The 22,169-nt window shown below is 39.0% G+C and carries 20 protein-coding genes; 2 read left to right on the top strand and 18 right to left on the bottom strand.

The annotated features are described in order from the left end of the window. Positions 1 to 33: 33 nt before the first annotated feature. Positions 34 to 288 (top strand): UPF0175 family protein, encoded by a 255-nt coding sequence (locus ICL16_RS14650; RefSeq protein WP_190828833.1) that lies wholly within the window; start codon positions 34 to 36, stop codon positions 286 to 288. Here the strand turns inward: ICL16_RS14650 and ICL16_RS14645 are convergent. Genes ICL16_RS14645 through ICL16_RS14635 form a run of 3 tightly spaced genes read right to left on the bottom strand, consistent with a single transcriptional unit; the run spans position 274 to position 2,448 of the window. Further along, complete coding sequence (locus ICL16_RS14645; RefSeq protein ID WP_190828831.1) at positions 274 to 951, bottom strand: YdcF family protein; 678 nt, start codon at positions 949 to 951, stop codon at positions 274 to 276. The genes ICL16_RS14650 and ICL16_RS14645 overlap by 15 nt on opposite strands. 18 nt (positions 952 to 969) lie before the next feature. Then, entirely contained in the window at positions 970 to 1,611 is a 642-nt protein-coding gene (locus ICL16_RS14640) for a DUF2301 domain-containing membrane protein (RefSeq protein WP_190828829.1), read from the bottom strand. 45 nt (positions 1,612 to 1,656) lie between these two features. Beyond that, positions 1,657 to 2,448 (bottom strand): SAM hydrolase/SAM-dependent halogenase family protein, encoded by a 792-nt coding sequence (locus ICL16_RS14635; RefSeq protein ID WP_190828827.1) that lies wholly within the window; start codon positions 2,446 to 2,448, stop codon positions 1,657 to 1,659. A gap of 181 nt (positions 2,449 to 2,629) precedes the next feature. Here ICL16_RS14635 and pirA point away from each other — a divergent pair, with 181 nt between their 5' ends. Next, positions 2,630 to 2,785, top strand: coding sequence for an arginine synthesis PII-interacting regulator PirA (gene pirA / locus ICL16_RS14630; RefSeq protein WP_190828825.1), 156 nt, complete (start codon positions 2,630 to 2,632; stop codon positions 2,783 to 2,785). Between the two features lie 113 nt (positions 2,786 to 2,898). On the opposite strand, the gene ICL16_RS14625 is transcribed toward pirA, so the two are convergent. The 15 genes from ICL16_RS14625 to ICL16_RS14555 all read right to left on the bottom strand — a co-directional run bounded on the left by ICL16_RS14625 (position 2,899) and on the right by ICL16_RS14555 (position 21,638). After that, the gene (locus ICL16_RS14625; RefSeq protein ID WP_190828823.1) at positions 2,899 to 3,975 is read right to left on the bottom strand and encodes a glycosyltransferase family 47 protein; all 1,077 of its coding nucleotides are present in this window, start codon (positions 3,973 to 3,975) and stop codon (positions 2,899 to 2,901) included. 199 nt (positions 3,976 to 4,174) lie between these two features. Further along, a complete protein-coding gene (locus ICL16_RS14620; RefSeq protein ID WP_190828821.1) occupies positions 4,175 to 5,602 on the bottom strand; it encodes a sugar transferase in 1,428 nt (475 codons plus the stop codon). Between the two features lie 165 nt (positions 5,603 to 5,767). After that, the gene (locus tag ICL16_RS14615; protein WP_190828819.1) at positions 5,768 to 6,943 is read right to left on the bottom strand and encodes an endo-1,4-beta-xylanase; all 1,176 of its coding nucleotides are present in this window, start codon (positions 6,941 to 6,943) and stop codon (positions 5,768 to 5,770) included. Between the two features lie 65 nt (positions 6,944 to 7,008). After that, positions 7,009 to 7,818, bottom strand: a complete 810-nt coding sequence (locus ICL16_RS14610) for a WecB/TagA/CpsF family glycosyltransferase (protein WP_190828817.1) — start codon at positions 7,816 to 7,818, stop codon at positions 7,009 to 7,011. Between the two features lie 181 nt (positions 7,819 to 7,999). After that, positions 8,000 to 9,172 (bottom strand): glycosyltransferase family 4 protein, encoded by a 1,173-nt coding sequence (locus ICL16_RS14605; protein ID WP_190828814.1) that lies wholly within the window; start codon positions 9,170 to 9,172, stop codon positions 8,000 to 8,002. 81 nt (positions 9,173 to 9,253) lie between these two features. Further along, positions 9,254 to 10,432 carry a glycosyltransferase gene (locus ICL16_RS14600; RefSeq protein WP_190828812.1) on the bottom strand — a complete coding sequence of 393 codons (1,179 nt, stop codon included), beginning with the start codon at positions 10,430 to 10,432 and terminating at the stop codon, positions 9,254 to 9,256. 63 nt (positions 10,433 to 10,495) lie between these two features. Then, positions 10,496 to 11,374, bottom strand: coding sequence for a glycosyltransferase family 2 protein (locus ICL16_RS14595; RefSeq protein WP_190828810.1), 879 nt, complete (start codon positions 11,372 to 11,374; stop codon positions 10,496 to 10,498). A gap of 119 nt (positions 11,375 to 11,493) precedes the next feature. After that, entirely contained in the window at positions 11,494 to 12,177 is a 684-nt protein-coding gene (locus tag ICL16_RS14590) for a methyltransferase domain-containing protein (protein WP_190828808.1), read from the bottom strand. A gap of 269 nt (positions 12,178 to 12,446) precedes the next feature. Further along, on the bottom strand, positions 12,447 to 13,697 hold the full coding sequence (locus ICL16_RS14585) for an O-antigen ligase family protein (protein WP_190828806.1): 1,251 nt from the start codon (positions 13,695 to 13,697) through the stop codon (positions 12,447 to 12,449). Between the two features lie 129 nt (positions 13,698 to 13,826). After that, entirely contained in the window at positions 13,827 to 15,080 is a 1,254-nt protein-coding gene (locus ICL16_RS14580) for a glycosyltransferase family 4 protein (protein WP_190828804.1), read from the bottom strand. A gap of 102 nt (positions 15,081 to 15,182) precedes the next feature. Continuing rightward, the gene (locus ICL16_RS14575) at positions 15,183 to 16,100 is read right to left on the bottom strand and encodes a glycosyltransferase family 2 protein (RefSeq protein ID WP_190828802.1); all 918 of its coding nucleotides are present in this window, start codon (positions 16,098 to 16,100) and stop codon (positions 15,183 to 15,185) included. Between the two features lie 222 nt (positions 16,101 to 16,322). Next, a complete protein-coding gene (locus tag ICL16_RS14570; protein ID WP_190828800.1) occupies positions 16,323 to 17,528 on the bottom strand; it encodes a hypothetical protein in 1,206 nt (401 codons plus the stop codon). Further along, complete coding sequence (locus ICL16_RS14565) at positions 17,525 to 18,862, bottom strand: flippase (RefSeq protein ID WP_190828798.1); 1,338 nt, start codon at positions 18,860 to 18,862, stop codon at positions 17,525 to 17,527. Before ICL16_RS14565 ends, ICL16_RS14570 begins: the two co-directional genes overlap by 4 nt. A gap of 72 nt (positions 18,863 to 18,934) precedes the next feature. Next, positions 18,935 to 21,163: a GumC family protein gene (locus tag ICL16_RS14560; protein ID WP_190828796.1), complete on the bottom strand. Its 2,229-nt coding sequence runs from the start codon at positions 21,161 to 21,163 to the stop codon at positions 18,935 to 18,937. Positions 21,164 to 21,212: 49 nt separating this feature from the next. Next, complete coding sequence (locus ICL16_RS14555) at positions 21,213 to 21,638, bottom strand: hypothetical protein (RefSeq protein WP_190828920.1); 426 nt, start codon at positions 21,636 to 21,638, stop codon at positions 21,213 to 21,215. Between the last annotated feature and the right edge of the window lie 531 nt (positions 21,639 to 22,169).

Genomic DNA, 22,169 nt, shown 5'->3' with positions numbered 1-22,169 from the left:
TGTAATTATCTGCTTATAAAACAAAGAACGCCTATGAACGTCGTGATTCCTGATGACATCTTTCAGGCAACGAAAATGACCGAAGATGAACTGAAGTTAGAAATCGCTATCTTGCTCTACAAGCAGGACAAAATTAGTAGTGGCAAAGCTCGTGCATGGACTGGATTAAGCGTCATTGAGTTTCAACATGAGCTTGCCAAGCGAGGACTTTGCATCAATTATGATGTGGAAGATTTCCAGACAGATGTTAGGACTTTGCAATCAATGGGTCTACTAATTTGCAATTAATGCATATACATATGCTATGGTTTCAGACAAGACTATTCTTACACCTTCACTGGATGCCCACCATTTCTTTGAATCGTAATTAGAGTTTGTCGCGGCAATTACGCCTACTTTGATTTTTGGTGCTAATATTTTTTGATATATTAACCAACTTCTGCGGGCATGAGCGTCACTAGTAAATAAATTTAAGGACTCTAGTGGGTAGTTTGAATCTGATAGCCATTGACGTAATCTTACAGCAGATGCGCGAGTACGATCTTTGATGACATCTGGTGTAGGAAGAACTACTATTTTTTCTTCTGGTACACCCAATTTTTGTAATGTTGCGGCGGCAATTTCTGCCATACTTTTATATTCTACTAGGTAGAATGCTCTGGTGAATTTACCACCTGTAGTAAATATTTTGCTATAGGAACTTTTATTAAGTTCTGTTACAGCTTGTTTGATTCCTTCGTCTGATATCCATCCTTCAACAACTAATGCTTCTGCTTTGACTGGAGAGGTAACTGACAGGAATGGGTATAAATGAGTAAAGGTAAAAAATACTAGCAGGGCAGTTGTGGCAATTAAGATTCCCCATCCCTGTAGTGTGAGAGTCCACATTTGTTGACGTTTGATGAGGCGGACTCTTGGTAGTTTTTTATATTTAAGAAATTTCCTGGGCATTAGCTGATGATGACAGTGCTAATCATGATTTGCTTTCAAGTAGGCAAATACAGATTTATCTCCAATATCCGGAGGAATTGCTTGCAATGCTTTACGTAGAGCAAATACTACAAATAAAATTGCCCAAGTTCCTAATAGAACCTGTTCCCATTGAGTTGGTAATATTCCCACTAAATGTCCGAGTAGGAGTAACGGTACGATTGGTGTTAGTAGTTTTGTTTCTAAGCGGTTGAAGCAAAATGCTTCTTTGAAGTATATTCCTGTTAAAGCGGCGAAGGTAAAACCAATTCCAAGTACGGAGAGGGGTTGAGTGTAAATGGTGATAGCAAAAGGTTGACTGTCAAAATGTGCGAGGATGAATGAGCTGAGGCTACCAATCAGCCAGAAAATTTGCAAAACTCGGTGCAGCGCTGCCATATATATATGGATGGTTAGTAAACTGACTCCGAGTGCTAAGCTGAAACAGGTATATATAGGGGTAATTGCTTGGATGGTTGTTGGGTTAGGATCTAACAAAACTAAGGCGCTGCCTATGGCAAAGCTGAGGGCGGCTACCATTAATCCAGTACGGTAAATGATAACGCCTGTGCGATCGCTATCTGTGATGGTAAATTCCCCAAATTGTCCTTGATAAATTTCTGGTGCGGATGTAGTAGTCATGTGGGATGTATGGGTGGGGTGTGGAGACGCTCCGACGGAGCGTCTCTACTCTATTTTTACAATATTTCCTAACTGCATCTGCAACTGTGATTGGGCGTTACCGCTATTGATGGCTATTTCTACCCAGCCATGACTGCCTACTAGGGCAAGTGCATCGCCGACTGGGACTTCACTATAAGTTTGGCAACCTGGTATTGTCAATTCTTTTGCTTTGACGCACCATGTTTTGCTGTGTACATAACTTCCGTGAATATTTGTAACTAAGTTGCCGAAATGATCAATATATTGTATGCTTCCCGATACACCAGTTTCTGTTTGGTGGCATTCGCTGATATCTAATTGTACCAAAGTGGCTGGGTCAATTGGGTTTCCTAGCTGTTGAAGCGGTATGCCACTGGCTAGATGTGCTGCTACTGGGGCAAAGATATCTCTACCGTGGAAGGTTTTGCTAGGTTCTGTTGTGCGCCAATATTCAGGGTTTGTCAGTTCTACTGCGGCGATCGCCTGAGTTTGAGAGAGTACTCCACTAAGTATACCATTGTCTGGTCCGATGAGAAATCCGTTGGGTAGTTGTAGTGCGATCGCTCTTCTCAAACCACCCACTCCCGGATCTACTACCGCCACATGCACTGTGTCTACTGGGAAATAGGGGTAAGCATTCATCAAACAAAACCTAGCAGCAGCAATGTTTTGCGGTGGAATTTGATGCGTTAAGTCTACCACCGTTATGCTTGGGTTGATTTGGGCAATTACTCCCTTCATCACGCCCACATACACATCGCTAGAGCCAAAATCGCTCAGCAAGGTGATTAGGGGTTTGCTCTGCTGCTCGGACATAAGCGTGATATCTTATACCATTTCTCCAAAAGCTCCTCTTTTGCCCCCCTTTCAAGGGGGGTTGGGGGGTCAGAATAGCTTTTGTCTATTTTATCTTTATTTTCTGTAGCATAAGTAACGAAACATATGTTATGTTAGGAAAATAAAACAAAAGAGCCAAGATTGAGAGAGGGAAACCGTCATGTCCAGAACCAGGGCGGAGGCAGTGAAACAAGCTAGAGAACTGCACCGTCAGAATATTCAAAGAATTTTAGAGCATCGCCTGCAAGTAGCTAGAGCCAACGGCGATGAAAAACTAATTCATCAATTAGAAGCTGAGATGAATTATTCTCGTTAAACCAAAAGTTTGTTGTTCATAGTTTTGTTGTGTTCAACCCCGCTTATAGCGGGTTTTTTTGTTTTTATTAGAGGATTGCTGGAGCTACCACAACTTAATTTGTTGTTGCTTTGCTACATATATTTATCAAGTTGTTTAACATCATGAGAGAGTAAGTTACCTTTAGCAGTTTTTAAGAGAGTTTCTCGTATCTCTTGTTTGAGATTAAATTTAAAATTTGCATACCATTTACTAACTTTTTCATATAATTCTTCTATTGTAGTAATATTTATATTATCTATAAATAATTTTACTTCTTGCCAGGAATAAAATGTTGGAATTGGATGTTCGCCTAGTAAATTTTTGTAGTAGTCATAAGGCTGAAACGCATAGGATTTTAAAATAATAGGAATAGCACCTGCTTCAAGTGCCTCAAATAAGCGATAACTATCAATATTAACATTACCAAATGGGCAGGGAATGAATATAGATTTAGTTAAAAATATCCAGTAATCTTCACCAGACAAGCTACCTTTACCTGTGAACCCTTTGTATTCGTGAATAAAATTTGGTTGACAATTGCTTAGATATTCAACCATTAATTTTCTATCAGTTTTAAAACTATCTCCACAGAAACTCCATTTATACTCTCGATCAGTTATCTTAAGAAGATTATTTTTTTTTTCTATAGCAAATCTATCTATATATCCTAGAGGAAAATGAAATATTTTTTTTGTAGGTAAGCTTGGTAAGTATTGACGTTTCATGAATTGAAATCCATAAAAACGTGTACGCAATTTTGAAGCTTGCAACTTGATACCAGAATGTTTACTTTGAGAATAAATTGGATAAGAGAATGATTTGCTGTAATCTTTTAAGAACTGAAACATACCACCCTGTGGTCTGAAAAAGTTTCTAAAGACCAAAACGCATTTTTCTAGATAATAACTAGATATATCGTGGTCATAGTTTTCATCGTATATATGAATTAAACCAAAACTATGACTTTCTTGATTAAGATAGGAAAATAGCCGAAAATTTAAACTTCTATCTTTCAGTCCAAGTGCCATGTCTCCATGTACTATAAATACTGGGAATGTATTTTTATTGAGACAACCATCGAATTTTCTAATTTGGTGTTGAAAAATATCGGAAATCCATAAACTACTACGTAAAGTACCTGGATGTAGCTCTATCAAGTCAACACACATAGTTATTAATCCTTGATTACATATGAATTTATTTTTGTGTCTCACACAAAGGCACAAAGAAAACTCTACGCCACCCTAACCTTTAGGTTCTACGACAGTACGGGTTTTCTTACAGGATACGCTTCTTTGCATGAGCTTTATAGAGCGGATTTATCAATGGGAAGCCAAGCTGAGTTCTGTGTATGTTCTTCTCAACTGGTTAGTAAGCTCCTGTTTTTTGCAGCACAACCCTCACCGTCATAAGCAAAATTTTCAAATCTAGCCAAAGTGACCAATTTTCAATGTAGGAAAGATCTAATTTCACTGCATCTTCAAACGTCTCAATATTTGAACGACCTGAAACTTGCCACAATCCAGTGATACCGGGTAGAACTTCTTGTCGAATAAAGTGCGCTGTTTGAAACTTCTCTACATCTCTCTGTGGAAGAGGGCGCGGACCAACTAGACTCATCTGTCCAAGTACAACATTAAACAGTTGCGGCAACTCATCAAGACTGTAAAGGCGTAGGAATTTGCCAACTTTTGTGATGCGGGGGTCTTCTTTAAGTTTAAACAAAACACCATCTTTAATTTCATTCTTTGCTTCTAAAGCTTTTTGCAACTTTTCTGCATCCGCAACCATTGTCCGGAATTTCCAAATCTTAAATTCCTTGCAATGTAAGCCAATTCGTTTTTGTTGAAAGAAGATTGGACCTGGAGAATCTAGCTTGATTAAGAGGGCAATTGACAGATAGAGAGGAGAGAATATGATTAACAAAACTACAGAACAAGAAAGGTCAAAACACCGCTTTACCCAAAAATCACTGCCTGCGATAATTGGGGCTGGAATTGTCATACAGGGAACTCCACCCATCATCCACATTACGGATTTGGGGTGACGCAGTTCACTTTGTGTAGGAAGAATTCTCAAGGTAATACCTGCTGTATGAAAATTCCAGCAAACATATAGACGATTTTTAATGGCATTCCAAGATACAAAAACCTCTACGATCTCCTGGTGGCGAAGATACTCAAAAGTTGCTTCTCTTTTAGCTCTATCTAAGCAACTACAATCAGCTATTCCTTGGACAATGTAGCAATTCTCTTTTTCTACTAATTTAGTGTGAATCTCTTGATCTTGGCTTTCAGTGATGAGAAAAACAGGATAACGAATTGCTCCTTTGTTCCGCAGCAATTTAGTAGCCAAATCAAATAAAATGCGAGCAGTACAGATAAAAATTACAGAAAACAACCAAAACAATAGAAAAGTTGAACGTGAAACGTAGTAATTTGGTTCGTAGAAAAAAGCAATGAGCAACAGGAAAACTTCTGATAGGGAGACGGCGACAATTAAACTAGAATAGTTACGACGATGAGTGCCAGCTTGGTAAAGTCCTTTGGCAGCGATCGTGCCTATTTCAACTGCTAGTGTTAGTAGGAAAAAAGTCTTTTCGTGTGTCCAAGGAGACTCTAAAGGAGTTCCGTAAAATACTGCCAACTTCCATGCTAATGTGAGAGAAAGAACATCTAGCAAAATAAGTGTTAATATCCGCAGTACTCTGGTAGATAATCCTCTCTGTATCCTTGTACCTTTAGGCGATCTTAAGTCTGGCTTTAAGCTGACTACTGTTACAGATTTAGCAGCCATAATTCCTATCCCTCCTGTATTTCTACTGTTAAATGCACTTTTGGTAAAATTGATATTTAGACATGGTAGATTAATTAAAAATTACTGTGTACTTAATTACAGTCAAGAATTACAGCCTATGTGGGGACACTACAAGATAAACTTCTAATTAAAGGAAAGCCACCTTCAACGTTTTGGAGCTTTGTCCAACGCTCTTGCTATAGCATTCCATGCCAACTTAGGTTTGAGGTTGGAGTCAAATGGCAAAGGACGTACTGGTGTACTATCTGAGCGGGGAGTGTGAGTTGCAAGCCAAGTGTGGCGATCACTTAACCCCCAATTTATGATCGCAATCACCGCAGGTTCATCTAGCACCACGGAAAGATAGTCTTCGTAGACACTGGCAACGTTGCGATCGCGAACACCTATATCTTGAGGCAACTCATTGTCTGCTACATCTAGCTCAGTAATCAAAATTTTTAGACCCAAACTAGCAACATCTGCTAAAAATTTTCTGAGTTTTTTAGGATTAAAATAAGTTTGTGTACCCCGAAGATGAGATTGAATACCCAAGGCATGAATTGGTACTCCTTTAGATTTCAAACGTTCTAGTAGTTTGAGAGTGAAGGTTCTCTTAGCTTCTTCTGATGGAATGTCATACTCCACTGCATTATCGTTGTAAACTAGCTTCGCTTTAGGATCTGCCTCAGCAGCAACCCGAAATGCCAGATCAATGTAATCTGGACCTAAAAACTTTAGCCATGGTGTGTTTTGCAAGCCGTCAGTTCTTCCGTGATCGGGGTTAATTGCCTCGTTCACCACATCCCACGAATGGATTCGTCCAGCATACCGTCTAACAATAGTTGACACATGGTTTCTTAAAATGCCTTCAATTTCTTTAGAGGTAGTGTTGGGGTCTTTGAATTTATCAGTTAACCACTGAGGATTAAGATCATGCCAAATTAAAGGATGTCCTCGGAAGAGCATTTTATGCTCAGACGCAAATTGGGCAAAAGAGTCAGTTTCAGTAAAATTGAAAGTACCAGCACTAGGCTGAGTACCACTCCAATAGAATCCCCCTACGACAAGACCACACTGCTCCATGAAAGTAGACCGCAGTTGTTGATTTGAGGATAATACTTTGTAACCACCCTCTGAAAAAGCTCCATAGATTAATCCCTTAGCTGCTGCTCGTTCACGTAAAGAAGTATTACCGTCCACAGAGAAATCCCTTTGAGATAGAGCTTGAACTTGTTTATCTTCTCTAAATTTATTGATACTAGCAAAGGTGACTGTACTCGCCAAAGCTCCCAAGCCTAGCAGAACATTGCGCCGTCTAAATAGTTTCCGGTTTTTGAGCATAAAAACGTAAACTCAATAATGCATAAAGTAATACAATAAAATAACCGTATTAAACTCATGTTTAGTTAGTCTACAGAGTTTGTTTTAAACAGTCTCCAACCAAACCAGCTTGCTAGCCATTGTATCAAAAAAAACAGCAAAAACCGTGGATTGTGTTTCAAGTAACGTTTCCATAAACGTTTTGGCTCCATGATCAGCCTAAACATCCACTCCATACCCCTTTTCTGCATCCAGCTAGGGGCTTGCTTAACACGACCCGAATGAAAGTCGAAGGCGGCACCGACACCGACCATGACGGCAGGAATCTGGTTTTTGTGTGCTGCCATCCACAATTCTTGTCTAGGACAACCGATGCCCACAAATAGAATTCGTGCGCCTGACTCTACAATTTGCTGGGTGTAGGTATGATCTTCTTCAGGTGTTAACGGGCGAAAAGGTGGCGAAATCTGACAGACAATCTGAATGCCAGGAAAACGCTGGTGCAAGAATGTTACAAATGCGCTCAAGCTTTTTGGTGTGCCACCATAGAGACCAATTGGTATACCAGCTTGCGCAGCCGTTGAGCATAGGTGGAGGGTTAGTGTAGGACCGTAGACTCTGTTCGCATCTTTCACACCAAGCGCAGTTAATGCCCACACTAAGGGCATACCATCGGGTGTCACTAAGGCAGCATTGTTAACTACATCAGCAAATGCTGGATCGTCGTAAACTTCCATAGTCATGTGGACGTTGGCGACACAGATATAGCAATTTTTTCTTGCCTGAGCCAAATCCAAAATCCGCTGTGTGGCGTCTTCGTAACTGGTAGCGTCCACTCGCATACCTAAAATATAGCGGTGCGCTATAGGATTACGTTCTCTACTTGTTAGTTTCATTTCTTAGTATCTCCATAGCGGCTGTTAACTACCGAATGTATAGGCACATAACAGAACAGCCCTTACCGAGCGAATTTAATCGCCAGTAAGAGATTTGTCAGTCAATCAGCTTTAGTGTCAAAGTATTTCAGATCTTTTAGTACAAGCAGATTGAAGGCTGTAGATATTTCTAACTTCCCACTTATCTCTTGCGGCTCCTCGCTCGCTCATAAATTTCCATTAACATCTGATAATTCTTCTGGGCTGTGTATTTAGCTTCAAACTCAGCTCTAGCTTCTCGGCGCATTTGAGCAAGCTTTGCTGGATTTGCCAAAATCCATTCCACCTGGGCTGTGAGATCTTCCGCATCACCAGGATGGAAATAAAGCCCAGTTCGACCAGAATCTACTAGCTCTGCGATCGCACCGATATTTGCAGCTACCACCGGAGTACCTTTGGAAAAAGCCTCAACCGCGACCAGACCAAAGGTTTCATACCATTGTGACGGGAAGACTAAAAACATAGCCTCCCCCATCAGGGCATACACTTCTAGCATAGATTTGCGTCCAAGCCATTCCACCTGGTCAAGTCGTTTTACCGCTTCCACCACTTGGTCTGCTAAAGGACCATCCCCAACAATCTTGAGCGGAATTTGTTTCCCAAGTTTTTCCCACGCTTTTAGAAGTGTCTCTATTCCTTTTTCGGGCGAGAGGCGACCCACAAACAGCGCGTATTTACCTTGCCCATTACCAACACCCGGGTTAGGATAGATGAAATTTGGCTTGACAGCAATTTTTGAGGAGGGCAAATTTCCTTGAATAAACTTCTGGCGAGCAAATTCTGTAAGGGTGATGTACTGATCTATCATCTTTTCCCAGGTTTGCAGAACTTGATGTACAACTTGCATTGTTGCAACAACAGCCGTACCTGTTTTACTATCCCGATAACAACCGTGAATAACGCCATGCAAAGGAAAAAATTTTCCCAGACAGTCTTCACAAACTTTACCTGAGCGAAATAAATAAGAATTGGCGCAAAACAGGCGGTAATTGTGTAGAGTTTGGACTACTGGTACATTCGCCTCCCTACAGGCGTAGTAAACTGATGGCGAAAGCAATGGAAAAAAGTTATGTATGTGCACGAGGTCTGGTTGAAAGCTAGCAATTTTCTCACTCACCAAGTTCTTTGATGAAAGTGAGTAGATAGCATTAACTGCAGCCTTAGCTTTTTCTAGAGGATTGATGATGTTGTCGTTGTTAACCGCCAAAAGAACTACTTCATGACCATTTGCCTCTAGCAAGTGTTTCTCTGTATGCACTACTACATCCTCACCCCCAGAGATCTGATAGTAATTATGTAAAAGTAGTATCTTCATAAAGTTGAGCTTCCTTACAGGTATAGGCAATGATCGAATTAGTTCAAAGTGGTTAGTGTAAAGACGTGTTGGGTGAAGTCTCTATACTTGATTAAGTAATTCCTTTGGGCAACCTAATACAACATCTACGACCTCACTTAGAAAGGTTGCAGCTGCCTCTGGTGTATGTTGAGATATAAGTTGTTTTGATTGATAACCCATGGAAGTTCCTAAACTTGGATTCTCGATGAAGTACTTCATCAGCTTCGCTAAATGCTCAGGGTTATGAGGATCAAAGACATAACCATTTTCTCCCTCAACAACCATTTCACATGCTCCTGCCCATTTAGAGCAGAGAATAGGCTTACCGAAAGCCATCGCTTCCAGCACCACCATACCCCAGGTATCTTCCAAAGTTGGAAAAACAAAAACGTCCGCCATTTGAAAGTAAGCACTCAAAACACTATAGTCTAACCATCCCAACCATTTGACACATGTCTGTAAACCATGCTGTTGAGTGAATAACTCCAGATCATTTCGTTGTTCTCCATCACCTATAATTATGAGAGTGTAATCGTAAAAGTTCTGTTTTTTAAGGAGTACACATGCCTCTAAGAGTAGATGAATACCTTTTCTAGGTATGACTTGACCTATAAAAAGAAAAATCGGATGCTGGGACTTTAGTCTGATTATTTCAAAATCTCCCAGTCGTGCTGACATCGCTTTTACATCCGGTACTTCAAATGGTCTAACAAAAACCAAGTTTTCTTTTGCTTTTAAAATATTAGTAAGATAAAGCTTTCCTCTTTGATTATTAGTAATGAAGGCATCGGCAAAGCGAGTAATTATACGTCGTAAGAAGATGCGAAGTGTTGAGTTACAAGCATCAACTGTTGGTGTACTGCCTTCATAAGCAATAACAATTTGCCAACCACCAAAAGATTTAAACAACACTGCCAAGAGACTCCAGAGGGAAAAAGCATTTGCGAAGATAACTTGGGGTTTAAATTTAAATAGGTGACTAATAATTTCTGGAGACACAAGGTCAAAACCAGGATTGTAACCTAAAGGTGATTGACTTGTTTGTATACGTTTCGTTTTTCCAACTACTTCAACAGTAAAAGTCTCTTCATATCCTGTAGTAAATCCAGGCCATTCACCAGTGTAGACAATCGTATTCTTGAAATTTTGAGTAAATTTGGACAAAACGGGATGCCAATAACTTCCTAATCTCATGCTTGGGAACAGCCAAGCGACCCGGATATTACTCTTATTATCCATTTAAGTTCTTCTTACAAGAGAGCTAAATACTCAGCCATCTAATACTTGTTGTCAAAAACATGCTCACGCCTGTTGGCTGTTGATCTTTTTGAATGTTGCTTTCCAGAACAACCTTGTGTACGGTAAAAGCCAATAGATTGGCCAGAGCAAACCTGCATACCGATAAGCAAACATTTTCCACTCTTTTATTGGCAAGCCTTTGGGTTGATTCACCTGATTCCATCGCTCACGCAAAGTTATATTTGGCTCAGCCCAAGCCCGGACTCCCATTACATTATGTTTACAGGTTCCTGCATACCCAGGTGCCACCCAAACCGAACAACCTTGTTGCTGAGATCGTAGTCCATAATCTATATCTCCTATACTGTGGGTAAAAGCTTCGTCAAGGTTGCTTACTGCTTTAACCACTGATCGAGGAATCAGGACACAGTTGCCATTCATCGTTAAGCAAGGTTTTGCTTCTTCACTTGGCTCTAGTGGAGCAAACTGGAGTGGGTGCCACCGACTCTTTCTGACCATGCCTCCGTAAGTAAATACTCCAGTTTCTGGATCTTGGGTAGAACCTATGACAATCGCTCGTTCATACCCTTGGTCGATCAACAGACGAGATGTTTTCAGCAAAGTATTTAGAGCGTTGGGGTAAAGTAGTGTGTCGTCATTTAGCCAAAGGTAGTAATCATAGTCGGACTTGATAGCAGAGGCAAAGGCAAGTCGCATCCCTCCATTCCAAAATAAATTTCCATTTCCCAGTAGTACTTTAACTGCTGGGTAGCAAGCTCTTACTGCTTCTTTTGTACCATCAGTGCTCCCGTCGTCCACCAAGTAGACCTGACTCTCAACATCTGATGGTAATTCTTGCTTGTATAACGCCTCTAAGCAGGTTAAAGTCTTTGCCCGCCGATTATGACAGGTCATGATTACAGCTAAATGCAAGGTTTGCATAATGGATTACTGAGTACTGTTAGTTATTGAACTACTAGCCTTCATCAGCGTTAATGAAAGTTTGGAAATTATAGATTTCAAAACTTTATTAGCCATCTGTCTTTGAAAGTTGTCACCTCTTATTTCACTAGCTCAACGTATGTATTTAAACCAATTTGTTCTTTACGAGTGTCCAAACCATTAAGTTCTGGATAATTAGATACACCATAATCCACAAAATTAATTGCCCGGTATCCAATTTGTTCTGCTACTAATCTCAATTCCTCCCTAGAGTAGAAATGTAAATGTTCCCACATCGTGTAAGCTTCCTGTTTTGCCTGTATTGTATTCCTATAATCGTATACCTTGTAATGCTTGTTAAGTACACCTTCCAAACCAGGAAAAGATAATCTCAGGACACCATCTGCTATTAAAGTACGAAAACATTCACTTAGAAAAACTATAGAGTCTGCTTGCTGGAGATGCTCCAAGAAATCTTCTGCAAAACCAAATGAAAAACAATTATCAGGAAAAGGATGTTTTACAATTAGATTCACTTCAGAACATACATATTTACTTCTTTCCTGCTTTGGTATAATGCCTTGTTTAATAGTAAAATCTACATTCAACCAATCGGCTATAAAATTTTCTCCGCAAGCGTAATGAATTTTTGTCAAATTATAGGTATTAAGAAGCGGAATAGAGCTTGTTTTGTTGTAAAATGTTTCAGCATTAAATTTTTCTGCTCTTGGAACTATCTGGTAACTTCCTAGTACAGGAATCTTTTTTATGGCTTTACTCAAGTAATAGTTGAGTTTTTTCATGGCTATCAAGTTGAACTGTAAAGATGTGAACTATAAACTCTCAATCAGAACCTAATACAGGTAGTACCTCAGACCTGTGGATCAGTATCAATTAAATCGCCTGTCTAAATTCATAACGGTTGATAAACAAGCCAATCACCAGGTCATACATCTCAATTGATTTGGAAAAGCAAATTATCTTGCCTGCTCAGAGCTTAATATGACGTAAGGATTTGCTAGAAACGCTATCACAATAACTTTGCGTCCATGTGTGCATTTGTGCTTCCTTATTAGTGCCAGTTACTGGCAAATTTAGTTTTAATTTTACTGTAATCAATAGCTGATGAAAAGACTATTGATATGTATGTTATCCACAATATACTGTTCGTAGTTAATATTGCCCCACCCTCTACCATTCCATAAACTAAAAAAACTGCTATAAATTGAAACATCCAAAAGTACTCTATTTTCCTAGTTATTAAAATGAGTTTAACTACTCTAATTATAACTGCTATTAAATTCCATGTAACTAAGATTAATCCTATTAAGCCAAGTTGTAAAAATATGTCTATAAAAGAGTTATGAGCGTGAAAAATTAGAGTACGATTTGCAACCGCTTCAGACAGACCGTACCAAGTATTCATAATGATGAAATCAGATGCTTCAGAAGTCCAAAATCCGTTATATCCATACCCGAGAAAAGGACGTTCCATTCCCTTCTCGATAGCTAGTTCCCAGACTGGAGTGCGTCCATTAAATTCAAGATTTTTGCCAAGAAAGTCAACTACTATAGTTTCTAGATTAAGCGAAAATATGATAGCTACAGTGGTAAGTAGTAACAACACAAAAACCATATGTAAGGCTCGCATTCTCTTTTGCTTTGCAATTGTGTATAAAGGCATTTGCAAAAGTAAGAGTATGAAAGCTACTAATCCTGTTTTACTTTGAGAAAGCAGAATAAGAATAAATACTAAACAAAGCACAGCCAGAGCAAACCAACGGTTACTTTTTTTGTCAAAAGCAGTAATGAGAAAAATAGAAGCTGCAAAGCTCATATAGCGCCCTAAAGTCTGCTTGTGGAGAAAAATACCTTGCCAAGCAGAAATGAGATTCACATCACTAGATATGGCATAAGATGGTAGAGCTAAACCAAGAGTAAAACTAAGAATAGTTACGATACCAGTTATCCAAGATAACAAGCGTATCTGATTACTAGGCGTGTATTGCATCGCCAAATATACGCCAAATAAAATTGAACGTACTACTGCTCTGATCTGAGCCACAGTATTAGATAGACTGGCAGACCATAAAACTGAAGCAACAGCAACCCCAACTAAGAGCAGTAAAGATACATCTCTCGTTGCAACATAAGCAAACCGTTTTAACCGCCCAATAATTAGAAGAATTACAGTTCCATAAGTAATTGTGTTGATAATACCTGGTGGAATTGGGATATTGATAAATTCGGCTAATAAAAGCAATAAGATAACACTAAAAACTTCTAAATTTTTCAGTAATTTATTAACTGATTTATTCTTCAATTTATCACCTCAAATATTCGCTCATTTTCGGAAAAAATTGTAATTATTTAGTAAGTTAAACAAAAAAATGAATAAGTAAAAATTCACCCGGTTCTTTAGATATTTTATTGTTAAGACACCTGGTTTTTATCAACTACTTTCAATCGCAATCTCCTGACAAAGAGTTAAGTAACGACGTGCTTGAATTTCCATGCGAAATTCTTGTTCTGCTTTTTTACGAGCGCAGTGAGATAGCTTTTGATGTCTGTCCGGGTTTTCTAGTACCCAAGCAATTCCTTTTGTTAAATCCTCAACTTCATAAGGTTTAGCTAAGTAGCCATTTTGTTGATGATTAACAATATCTTTTAACCCAGTAGCATTAAACCCAACAACCGGAGTGCCACAAGCTAGGGACTCAGCAGCAGTCTGTCCAAAAGCTTCTTGAATAGATGGCACTATCATCACATCAGCCGCTGAGTAAACAACTGTTAAGGATAAGTCATCATGGAGGTGTCCCAGGTAATGTGTCCTCAAGGCTAAATCAGGCGGATTTTCAGGTTGTTCTGCACCGAAAATAACTATCTCCAACTTATCTTTCCAGCCGCATTTGCTTAATTCTTGTAGAGTTGGTTGCAATAGATTAAATCCTTTATTTTGGTTACGAGTTGCCTGTATCGCTCCAAATAGAATGAGTTGTTTATCTTGCGGTAATTTAAGCAGTTCTCTTGCTTGGTGCTGAGCAATTGGTCTATACATTTGAGTATCAAGCCCATGAGGAATTACTTCAATTCGCAAATTCCGGAATAGGGAACTGGAACTGGCACACTTGGCTAACCAACAGCTAGGTGAAACAATTGTTAGATTCAAATTTCTCCAAGCTTTAGCTTTACGCTGCCATACCCAACGAGATAAATCTTTGTCTTTACTGCTGCCAAGCTGAGGACAAGCACCACAAGAAATTGTGTAGCGATCGCAGTCCCCACTATAGTGGCAACCTCCGGTGAATGCCCACATATCATGAAGTGTAAAAACCAAAGGTCGATTAAGTTTAGCAAGTGTTTCTATCTGCATGAAGCCACAACTAATCCAGTGAAGATTAATGATATCGGGATGCAGTTGAGCAATTTTCTGTGCACTTCTATCTGGTAGCCACTGAAGAGACAACAGTGTATTTTGCCGCTGACGATAAAGTTTTAAAGGCAAAGCATCAAATGTAATTTTTGAGCGAGCTATGCCCTGAGAGAGCCTAGTTCTAGGTTCGATTACGCTCTTGTCATCGCTGGATTTTTCTAACACTAACATCTGTGAATTTACACCAATATCCTGTAATCCCTGATGTAGTCGATAGGCAGCCCGGGCAGCACCTCCTTTAATGTCAAAAGTGCTGAGGTGTAAAACCTTCATGTCTCCCCCTCGCATAAACTATTCTTCACAATCCTTCTCTATTTTCTCAATCGATTGAGTGCTCAAGATAAAGCCTCAATTGATAGACCCGGAATATGATTATTAAATATTAGTCTTCTTATAAAATAAGCGTTTTATTTTCCCAATAATTCTTTGTTTTAAGCTACAGGTATATGCTTTTTTATAAAAATAATAACTATAATCTCGATCTGTAGTCATAGCATATGGCTCTATTAAGGGAAATGACATGGGAAATAAAGGTATTTTAGAAAAACCTTTTACATCCTCTGTAGTTCTTGTTGCTGCTTGATTGAAACCAATATTATAAATCAAATTATGCGCTGGAACAACTGATAAACCAGATTGCAAGAAACGAGCAAGATCCCATTGATAATCCCAGGTATCAATTCTGCCATAGTAAACATGTTCAAAATCTTTCTCACGGTTTAAATATTGCTTACTTTCACAAATTATATCCCTGAGTCTCTCTCTAGTTTCGGGCTTCGACCAAAGTTCCATATTAACATCGTAATAACGCCATGCCCTTCTCCAAGAAGCCCATCCCCAAATTGAGCCATAATAAGCAAAATGATAACTTTGAATATCTGACTTCCATTGACCCAGTATATTGAAACCGGTGATCATCATAATGCGTTCATCATATCGGTACTTTTCTAGTAGTTCTTCAGAAAATGTGAAGAAAGTAGGATGTGGCAAGCAATCATCTTCAAGAATGATCGCTTCTTCAACATTATTGAAAACCCAATCTATTCCACTTGATACCCGTTGCTTGCAGCCCAGATTAGTATCAGCGTAATTTTTTATTACTTCGCAATCCCAATCAACTCGCTCAATAATTGCACGAGTATCTTCACACTTAGATGCCTCATCTGGACGATCAGCACGCGGTCCGTCTGCAATTACAAAAAGCTTTGGTGGTTTTGCTTGGCGAATCGCTTCAAACACCTTTTCAGTTGTCTGTGGTCTATTGAAAATTATAAAAGCAATTGAAGTTTTCATAAGTGTATTGATATATTATCGACTTTTAGGAAAAAACACAGCAATCCCAATCAACTCGCTCAATAATTGCCCAAGCAGCTTCACACTTTTCTACCTCATCAGGACTCTCGGTTTGTAGTCCATCTGCTACAAAAAGTTTTAGTGGTTTTGCCTAGCAAATTGCTTAAAACACCCTTTCAGTTATATATGTTCGTTTAAAGATGATAAAAGCAAAAGGTATTTTCATAGCTGTTTTTCTGCTGCTGTCATGGTCATTATAAATTCTGGATACTTAATAATCATAGATGAGGCTATATTTGCCAATAGATTAACACTAATTTCTATGGGTAGATACTGATATTTGAAAGCAGCAAGTCTTGAATCTTTCTCCTGATACAGGATATCTTGAGCAAAATTACTCCATCTGTCTTTTGGCATGATGTCAATTGTCATACCAGCATGACTAGAGGGCAGTAACATATTTGAACCATGTATTCCAATAACTAGGCGACTATCACTGTAGAGTTTACAAGCTTGCCCCTCTGTTTCTTCATCAAACCGATCTACTCTTGTATCTTCAATCCAATCAGGAAATTTAGTTTTTTTACCTAGTCCTGCAACTGTGAATTTAGCTGATGGCAGCATAAATTGCATTTTTTTGAATAGCCTCCTTATCTTCCAGTTTTGGAATAACAAGGCTACTTGCAGCATCCCAAGCTTCCTTAATATCTGAAAGAAAAGAGAGTTAAACCAGAGACGATCCTCTCGCCAAATAAAGGTAATTCTCAATATTTCTGAATCAAAATCATGCTTGGATACTTTAGTGAATTTAGAAATATCAAAATCCCTTGGATGTGAGTAAGCTTTACTAACATAAACTTCATCAAAACGATGCACTTCGGTTGAAACAAATTCATGAAATTTTAAGTAATAAGACTGTCCCTGTTTTAAAGGTATATTGACTGTCCAAACCTCTGCTACTCCATCTGGAACCATCCATCTCAAAAATGTTGGCACTATAACAATTAGCCCATAATTAGAAACTGGGCTTAGGTAAACTTGAGCATTAAGTAATTTTAACAAACAATGTCCATAAAGAAAATCAAGGCAATTTAATATGATAACACGCTTACATTGTTTCAATATTTCTTTGTTTATTTTTAACTGTTCATGCAGGGGATTCCGAAGAGATTGAATAAGCGTGTCCCCCAACCATACTCTTGCATTTCCTTCAGGACCAAAGAGCAAATTTTTTTCTAAATCAACTTGGTAGTTCCATAATGTAGCATGACCAACCTTCAGATCTTCAATAATTTTGGCATTGCATTGAATGCACTTAGATTCAACACAAATGTGCATACCTTGCCATATTAGATTGAACGGCTTTAGATCTGCACCACAGTGTGGACAGTTTGAGTGATGCTGAATAAAAGGTTTGACTTCAATCATCGGAATAATTCAAAAACTCTTAAAGTGGCACGATATAGATTAAGAGAACGTATTATAAAAGTCCCAACAGGTCTTAAATCACTAATCAAAAAGTTAGGGATTACGGTGACAGAAAAATAAGTTATTAGCGTTGCTATTGTTGCTCCATATGCTTCATACTTTGGGATGAGAAAACTATTTAAAAATATGTTTATGAATGCACCAGCAACACTAAAGTATAGAGAGTAATATAACTTATTTTCTACTGTTAAGAAAGAATTTCTGGCTACACCTAGATTAGAAGAAAATTGTCCCCATACATATATTGACAATATAAGTCCTGCCGGAGCGTAATATTCACCATATAATCTAGTGACTATAAAAGAAGAGAGTAAAGAAACTGGTAATGCAACTATTAACCATAGCCAAAGCATCACATCGAAATATATTTGCATCTTCCGCATATAATCCTCACCTTTTTCTTTGAGCTTTGCTAGCTTAGGAAGAATAGAGGAGGCAACTATTATTGGTAAGAAGTCAAATATTTCCGCTAGTTTTACCGCCACCGAGTAAAATCCCAATTGAGACTTATTCTCCAGTAAAGAACCAAGCATAATTTGATCAATTTTAGAGTAAGCATAAATTGCAAATCCTGACAAAATTAAAGGGAAACTTTCTCGAAGTAAATCTTTTGCTCGTTGAAGGTTGAGCTTCCATGAGGTTAGGCGATTGCCCCGCGCTCTATAAATAATTACCATTCCTACTCCACTTAAAGCTAGTTCAACTAGCCTCGCCCAAGCAAAAGCTAGGAGTGGAGCATGTAGCTGAATCAATCCAACCCTCACAGCGCACATCAATATATATGCTGCTTGCCTAGAAAATACAACGTACCTAGACTGAACTTGTGATTGAAACCAAAAGTCAATAGTATCAAAGGCTTGGAATAATGTTCCTGCTGCAAAGATTCCTACTAGCCAACGAGTCAAATTATTATTAGGTTCTAGCAGTGAAATCGATGTAACTGAGAGCAACAGCGTTAATACTCCACCAAGTAGGTGGAGCGTGAAAGTAGTTCCAAGAGTTTCATCCCTCTGTGATGGATCGTTAGCTATGTCACGAACTACAATTGAACTCAGCCCCATGCTAACTAAAGGACTGAACATTCCTACAAGAGAAATTGCGTAGTTGAAGATACCAAACTGCTCAGGTCCTAAATATCGTGCTACCCAGATTCCCACAAATAGTCCTAAGCCCATCTGTAGAATCTTGTCAGCTAGCAACCAACCTAGATTACTGATAATTTTACGCAGGTCGGGGCTAAGTTTCTTCCCTGTGGCAGTGAGTTTGTTGAGCATTAGTATGAAAGAGTAGACGAGGAAATATCCATGATGTGTTACCTAAAACTTACAAAGTATAGCTAATGACTATTAGGAGACATTGCTATTGTTTCTACGTCTAGAAGAAACTGGTCTAGTAAGTAAAGAATTTAGAGACACAGAATCTGGCTCAGCCTGTTCTTTGGTGTAGTAGAAGTAGCTATCTGGTTCATTTTTAGTATTCACTCCATTAACTACCATGCCTAAAACATTTTGACCTGACTGACGCAGGAATTCTTTAGTCGCATTAGCGCTAGCAACATCAACTACACCAGGACGAACCACCAATAACATCCCATCAACCATATTGCCCAAAACCGCAGCATCTGCCGTACCTGATAGTTGAGGTGTATCAAAGATGACGAAATCATACTCCTGTGCAAAGGCATCTACTAATGCAGCCATACGTTTAGAATCCAGTAGTGCAACCGGATTAGGAGGTACAACTCCAGATGTCAAAACGTGTAGGTTGGGCATCACCTCATGTATTGCTTGATCGAGTAAAAGCACATCAATCAACACATTACTTAGACCGATCGCATTTGTTTTTTCCCAGATATGATGTTGGATGGGATGACGCATATCTGCATCTACTAACAGTACTTTTCGCCCTACTTGAGCCATTGCTACAGCTAAATTTGCCGAAACTTCAGATTTCCCCTCTTTAGATACTGAACTTGTCACAGCGATCGCCTTTATTTCCGTATCTGAACTTAAAAACTTTAAGTTAGCTTGTAGCATTTGGTATACATCACCCACGGGAAATTGAGGAATATCCCTGCCAATTACCTTGGGAACTGATGCATCTACCCCTCTTAAATCGAAACTTTTTTTACTACTTCTACCGATAGAAGGAATAACACCAAGTAAAGTGTATCCAAACAACTCTCTAGCTTCCTTAACAGTTTTAACCGAGCGATCGGTCAAATCTAAAGAGAAAGCAGCAATTATACCAAGTATAATACCAAGAACTCCTGCACCTGCAAAAACCAACATCTTTCGAGAAGCTTCTGGACTATTTGGCACTAAAGCAGGGGAGACGACACGAGCATTGCCGATATTTTGATTTTCCGCTACCTGAATTTCTTGCAGTTTCGTCAACAGAGATTCATAAGTAGTTTGAGATGCTTTGAGCTTTCGCTCTAGCTCCCGCTGGGTTTGTTCTAGCTTAGGTAAAACATTTGCGCGTATCCTATAGGCAGATAACTTACTAGATAGTGTAGAGATTTGTTGTTCTAAACCGACTCGTTGAGCCTCCGACAAAGCATAGTCTTCTATGAGCTTTTGTCGCAGTTGCCCAATTTGTAAATTTCCTTGAGGTATCTGCTGATTCTTCCCAGCTACCTGCTCTATCCGCTGTTGTAACAAGCTGTTGAGAGCAGTAACTTTTTCTTCCAAATTCAGAACAGTAGGGTGCTGTGGTTGAAAAATGGTGCGTGCAACTGCAAGCTGGCTTTGTGCTTCTTGAAGTTGAGTGAGTATTTGCTGAACTCCAGGTATCTGACTCAAAGAGGCAAACGTTACAGCTTGTTGCGAATTTACAGCAGCTTGATTTTGTAGTTTTTGCGATCGCGCATTAGCATCGCTTAATTGTGTTTGAGCTTGAGAAACTTGCTGCTCTAGTCTTGAAATCTCATTGACTGCTATATTTGCTTCTTCTTGTAGAGCAATTACGTTATTGTCTTCTTTAAATTTACGCAAGGCTAACTCTGCTTCTTTAACAGATAACTCTGTTCTAGGTAGTTGTTGCATGACAAATGTACGTGCTGCAACTGCCTCTGCCCGATTCGCCTCTATATTATTTTTGATATAAGCGGACATCACTTTATTGACAACTTTTGCTGCTAATTTAGGATTGTTGTCAGTGTAAGAAACTTCCAAAACTTCAGTTCCTTTGGTACTTGTAACCTTAAGTTTGCTGATTAATGCTTCGGTGTCGAGGAGTTTACCTTGTTTATCTCTGAGATTAAGCGCTGCGATCGTTTCCTGAATTACAGGAATAGATGTCACTATTTTTGCTTGAGTATCTAACGGATTGTTTGTCAGAGTTAAAGGCTCAATCTTTCCTATAGATTCACCTAAACCTGTTAAAGCGGAAGTATGATTTGACTTGATCAACAAACTTCCTTCTGCCTTGTATGTGGGCTTTAAAGTTAATGTATACAAAAATCCACAGGCTAAAACCACTCCAAAAACCCCGACTGCGGGCATCCAGCGTCGTTGTAAAACAAGTAAGTATTTTTGAAGATCTATTTCTTCCGCGTTTGTGAAATTATCCATTATGGCAGATATTGATCGTATTTGTACTTTAAATTACAACTCAACTGGCTTAACCATGAAACCGAAAATCTTTGCTACCGTTATAACTCACCATCCTTGCATGTCTACGAGTAAACTCGCCCACAGTTGGATTACCGTCGGGATCAATTACCCCAATCGCCTGTTGCCAAAGTTCTGGTGCTGCTAATGACACTTTATAAGTCGTATCATACTTCTTTACGTGATACCACTTCGTTTCGTCGCACTCATCACACCAAAAAGCTTCTAACCATTCACCTTCTATCGGCACTGCTGTTTTTGCTGCTACTAAAATCAAGGCATTCTGACGGCTCATTCCTCGTTGTTGGAGTTGCCCTGCGTGATTGGCAAACAATGGATACTTTTGACTCACACTATGGAGATAGCATCCATGAATTGGACAGTAAATAGCCCGACGCTTTGAACGCTTTCGATTGCGATCGCACCTTTTTTGCAATTCTATTTTCCTCATTGGTAAATGTGCCACCCAAAATAAATATTTCGCGATTGGGAATTAGAGCCAAGCACAAAGCTTAGCCTAATTCCTAAAAAACTATTTAATTAAAGTAATTACTTGTTTAATGTTCGTGGACAATGCCCACCCTACTATTGTTAATGAAGGTTTTAGGATTGACACCACTTAAAGTTATCTGAAAATCCTGATGATTGTGAAGGTAGGAAAGAGTACTAAGCTAATGAGCATTTAAGTTGCATAAAGAAAAGGCTTTAGCCCTTACTACGAACAAGTTACTTTTGAAAAATGAATGACGATTAGCTTAAACCTTATTTCTCCTGATTCGGTGACTTCTGACTTCTGACTCCTTACTCCTAACTCCTAATTTTAGATACACCTTCTCTGCAATTCGACCTTCTTTTTTTGGTAATAAATACCGTCAACAGAAGGTTACCTTGGAGGGACTGAGATCAAATAGACCATCGAAGCCCAACTCCATCATGTATCAACAATATTCCAATATAATCAAATATT

The organism is Iningainema tapete BLCC-T55 (assembly GCF_014698965.1).
GTDB classification, from domain to species: domain Bacteria; phylum Cyanobacteriota; class Cyanobacteriia; order Cyanobacteriales; family Nostocaceae; genus Iningainema; species Iningainema tapete.
The sequence above is the reverse complement of the archived record's forward strand: the minus strand, read 5'-3'. Positions and strand labels throughout refer to the sequence as shown.

Bases quoted from the DNA above. Each gene is read 5' to 3' on its own strand.
- ICL16_RS14610 (WP_190828817.1), bottom strand. From the start codon at position 7,818: ATGAAACTAACAAGTAGAGAACGTAATCCTATAGCGCACCGCTATATT.
- ICL16_RS14625 (WP_190828823.1), bottom strand. From the start codon at position 3,975: ATGTGTGTTGACTTGATAGAGCTACATCCAGGTACTTTACGTAGTAGT.
- ICL16_RS14645 (WP_190828831.1), bottom strand. From the start codon at position 951: ATGCCCAGGAAATTTCTTAAATATAAAAAACTACCAAGAGTCCGCCTC.
- ICL16_RS14565 (WP_190828798.1), bottom strand. From the start codon at position 18,862: ATGCTCAACAAACTCACTGCCACAGGGAAGAAACTTAGCCCCGACCTG.
- ICL16_RS14570 (WP_190828800.1), bottom strand. From the start codon at position 17,528: ATGATTGAAGTCAAACCTTTTATTCAGCATCACTCAAACTGTCCACAC.
- pirA (WP_190828825.1), top strand. From the start codon at position 2,630: ATGTCCAGAACCAGGGCGGAGGCAGTGAAACAAGCTAGAGAACTGCAC.
- ICL16_RS14595 (WP_190828810.1), bottom strand. From the start codon at position 11,374: ATGCAAACCTTGCATTTAGCTGTAATCATGACCTGTCATAATCGGCGG.
- ICL16_RS14560 (WP_190828796.1), bottom strand. From the start codon at position 21,163: ATGGATAATTTCACAAACGCGGAAGAAATAGATCTTCAAAAATACTTA.
- ICL16_RS14640 (WP_190828829.1), bottom strand. From the start codon at position 1,611: ATGACTACTACATCCGCACCAGAAATTTATCAAGGACAATTTGGGGAA.
- ICL16_RS14650 (WP_190828833.1), top strand. From the start codon at position 34: ATGAACGTCGTGATTCCTGATGACATCTTTCAGGCAACGAAAATGACC.
- ICL16_RS14590 (WP_190828808.1), bottom strand. From the start codon at position 12,177: ATGAAAAAACTCAACTATTACTTGAGTAAAGCCATAAAAAAGATTCCT.
- ICL16_RS14635 (WP_190828827.1), bottom strand. From the start codon at position 2,448: ATGTCCGAGCAGCAGAGCAAACCCCTAATCACCTTGCTGAGCGATTTT.
- ICL16_RS14575 (WP_190828802.1), bottom strand. From the start codon at position 16,100: ATGAAAACTTCAATTGCTTTTATAATTTTCAATAGACCACAGACAACT.
- ICL16_RS14605 (WP_190828814.1), bottom strand. From the start codon at position 9,172: ATGAAGATACTACTTTTACATAATTACTATCAGATCTCTGGGGGTGAG.
- ICL16_RS14580 (WP_190828804.1), bottom strand. From the start codon at position 15,080: ATGAAGGTTTTACACCTCAGCACTTTTGACATTAAAGGAGGTGCTGCC.
- ICL16_RS14600 (WP_190828812.1), bottom strand. From the start codon at position 10,432: ATGGATAATAAGAGTAATATCCGGGTCGCTTGGCTGTTCCCAAGCATG.
- ICL16_RS14620 (WP_190828821.1), bottom strand. From the start codon at position 5,602: ATGGCTGCTAAATCTGTAACAGTAGTCAGCTTAAAGCCAGACTTAAGA.
- ICL16_RS14615 (WP_190828819.1), bottom strand. From the start codon at position 6,943: ATGCTCAAAAACCGGAAACTATTTAGACGGCGCAATGTTCTGCTAGGC.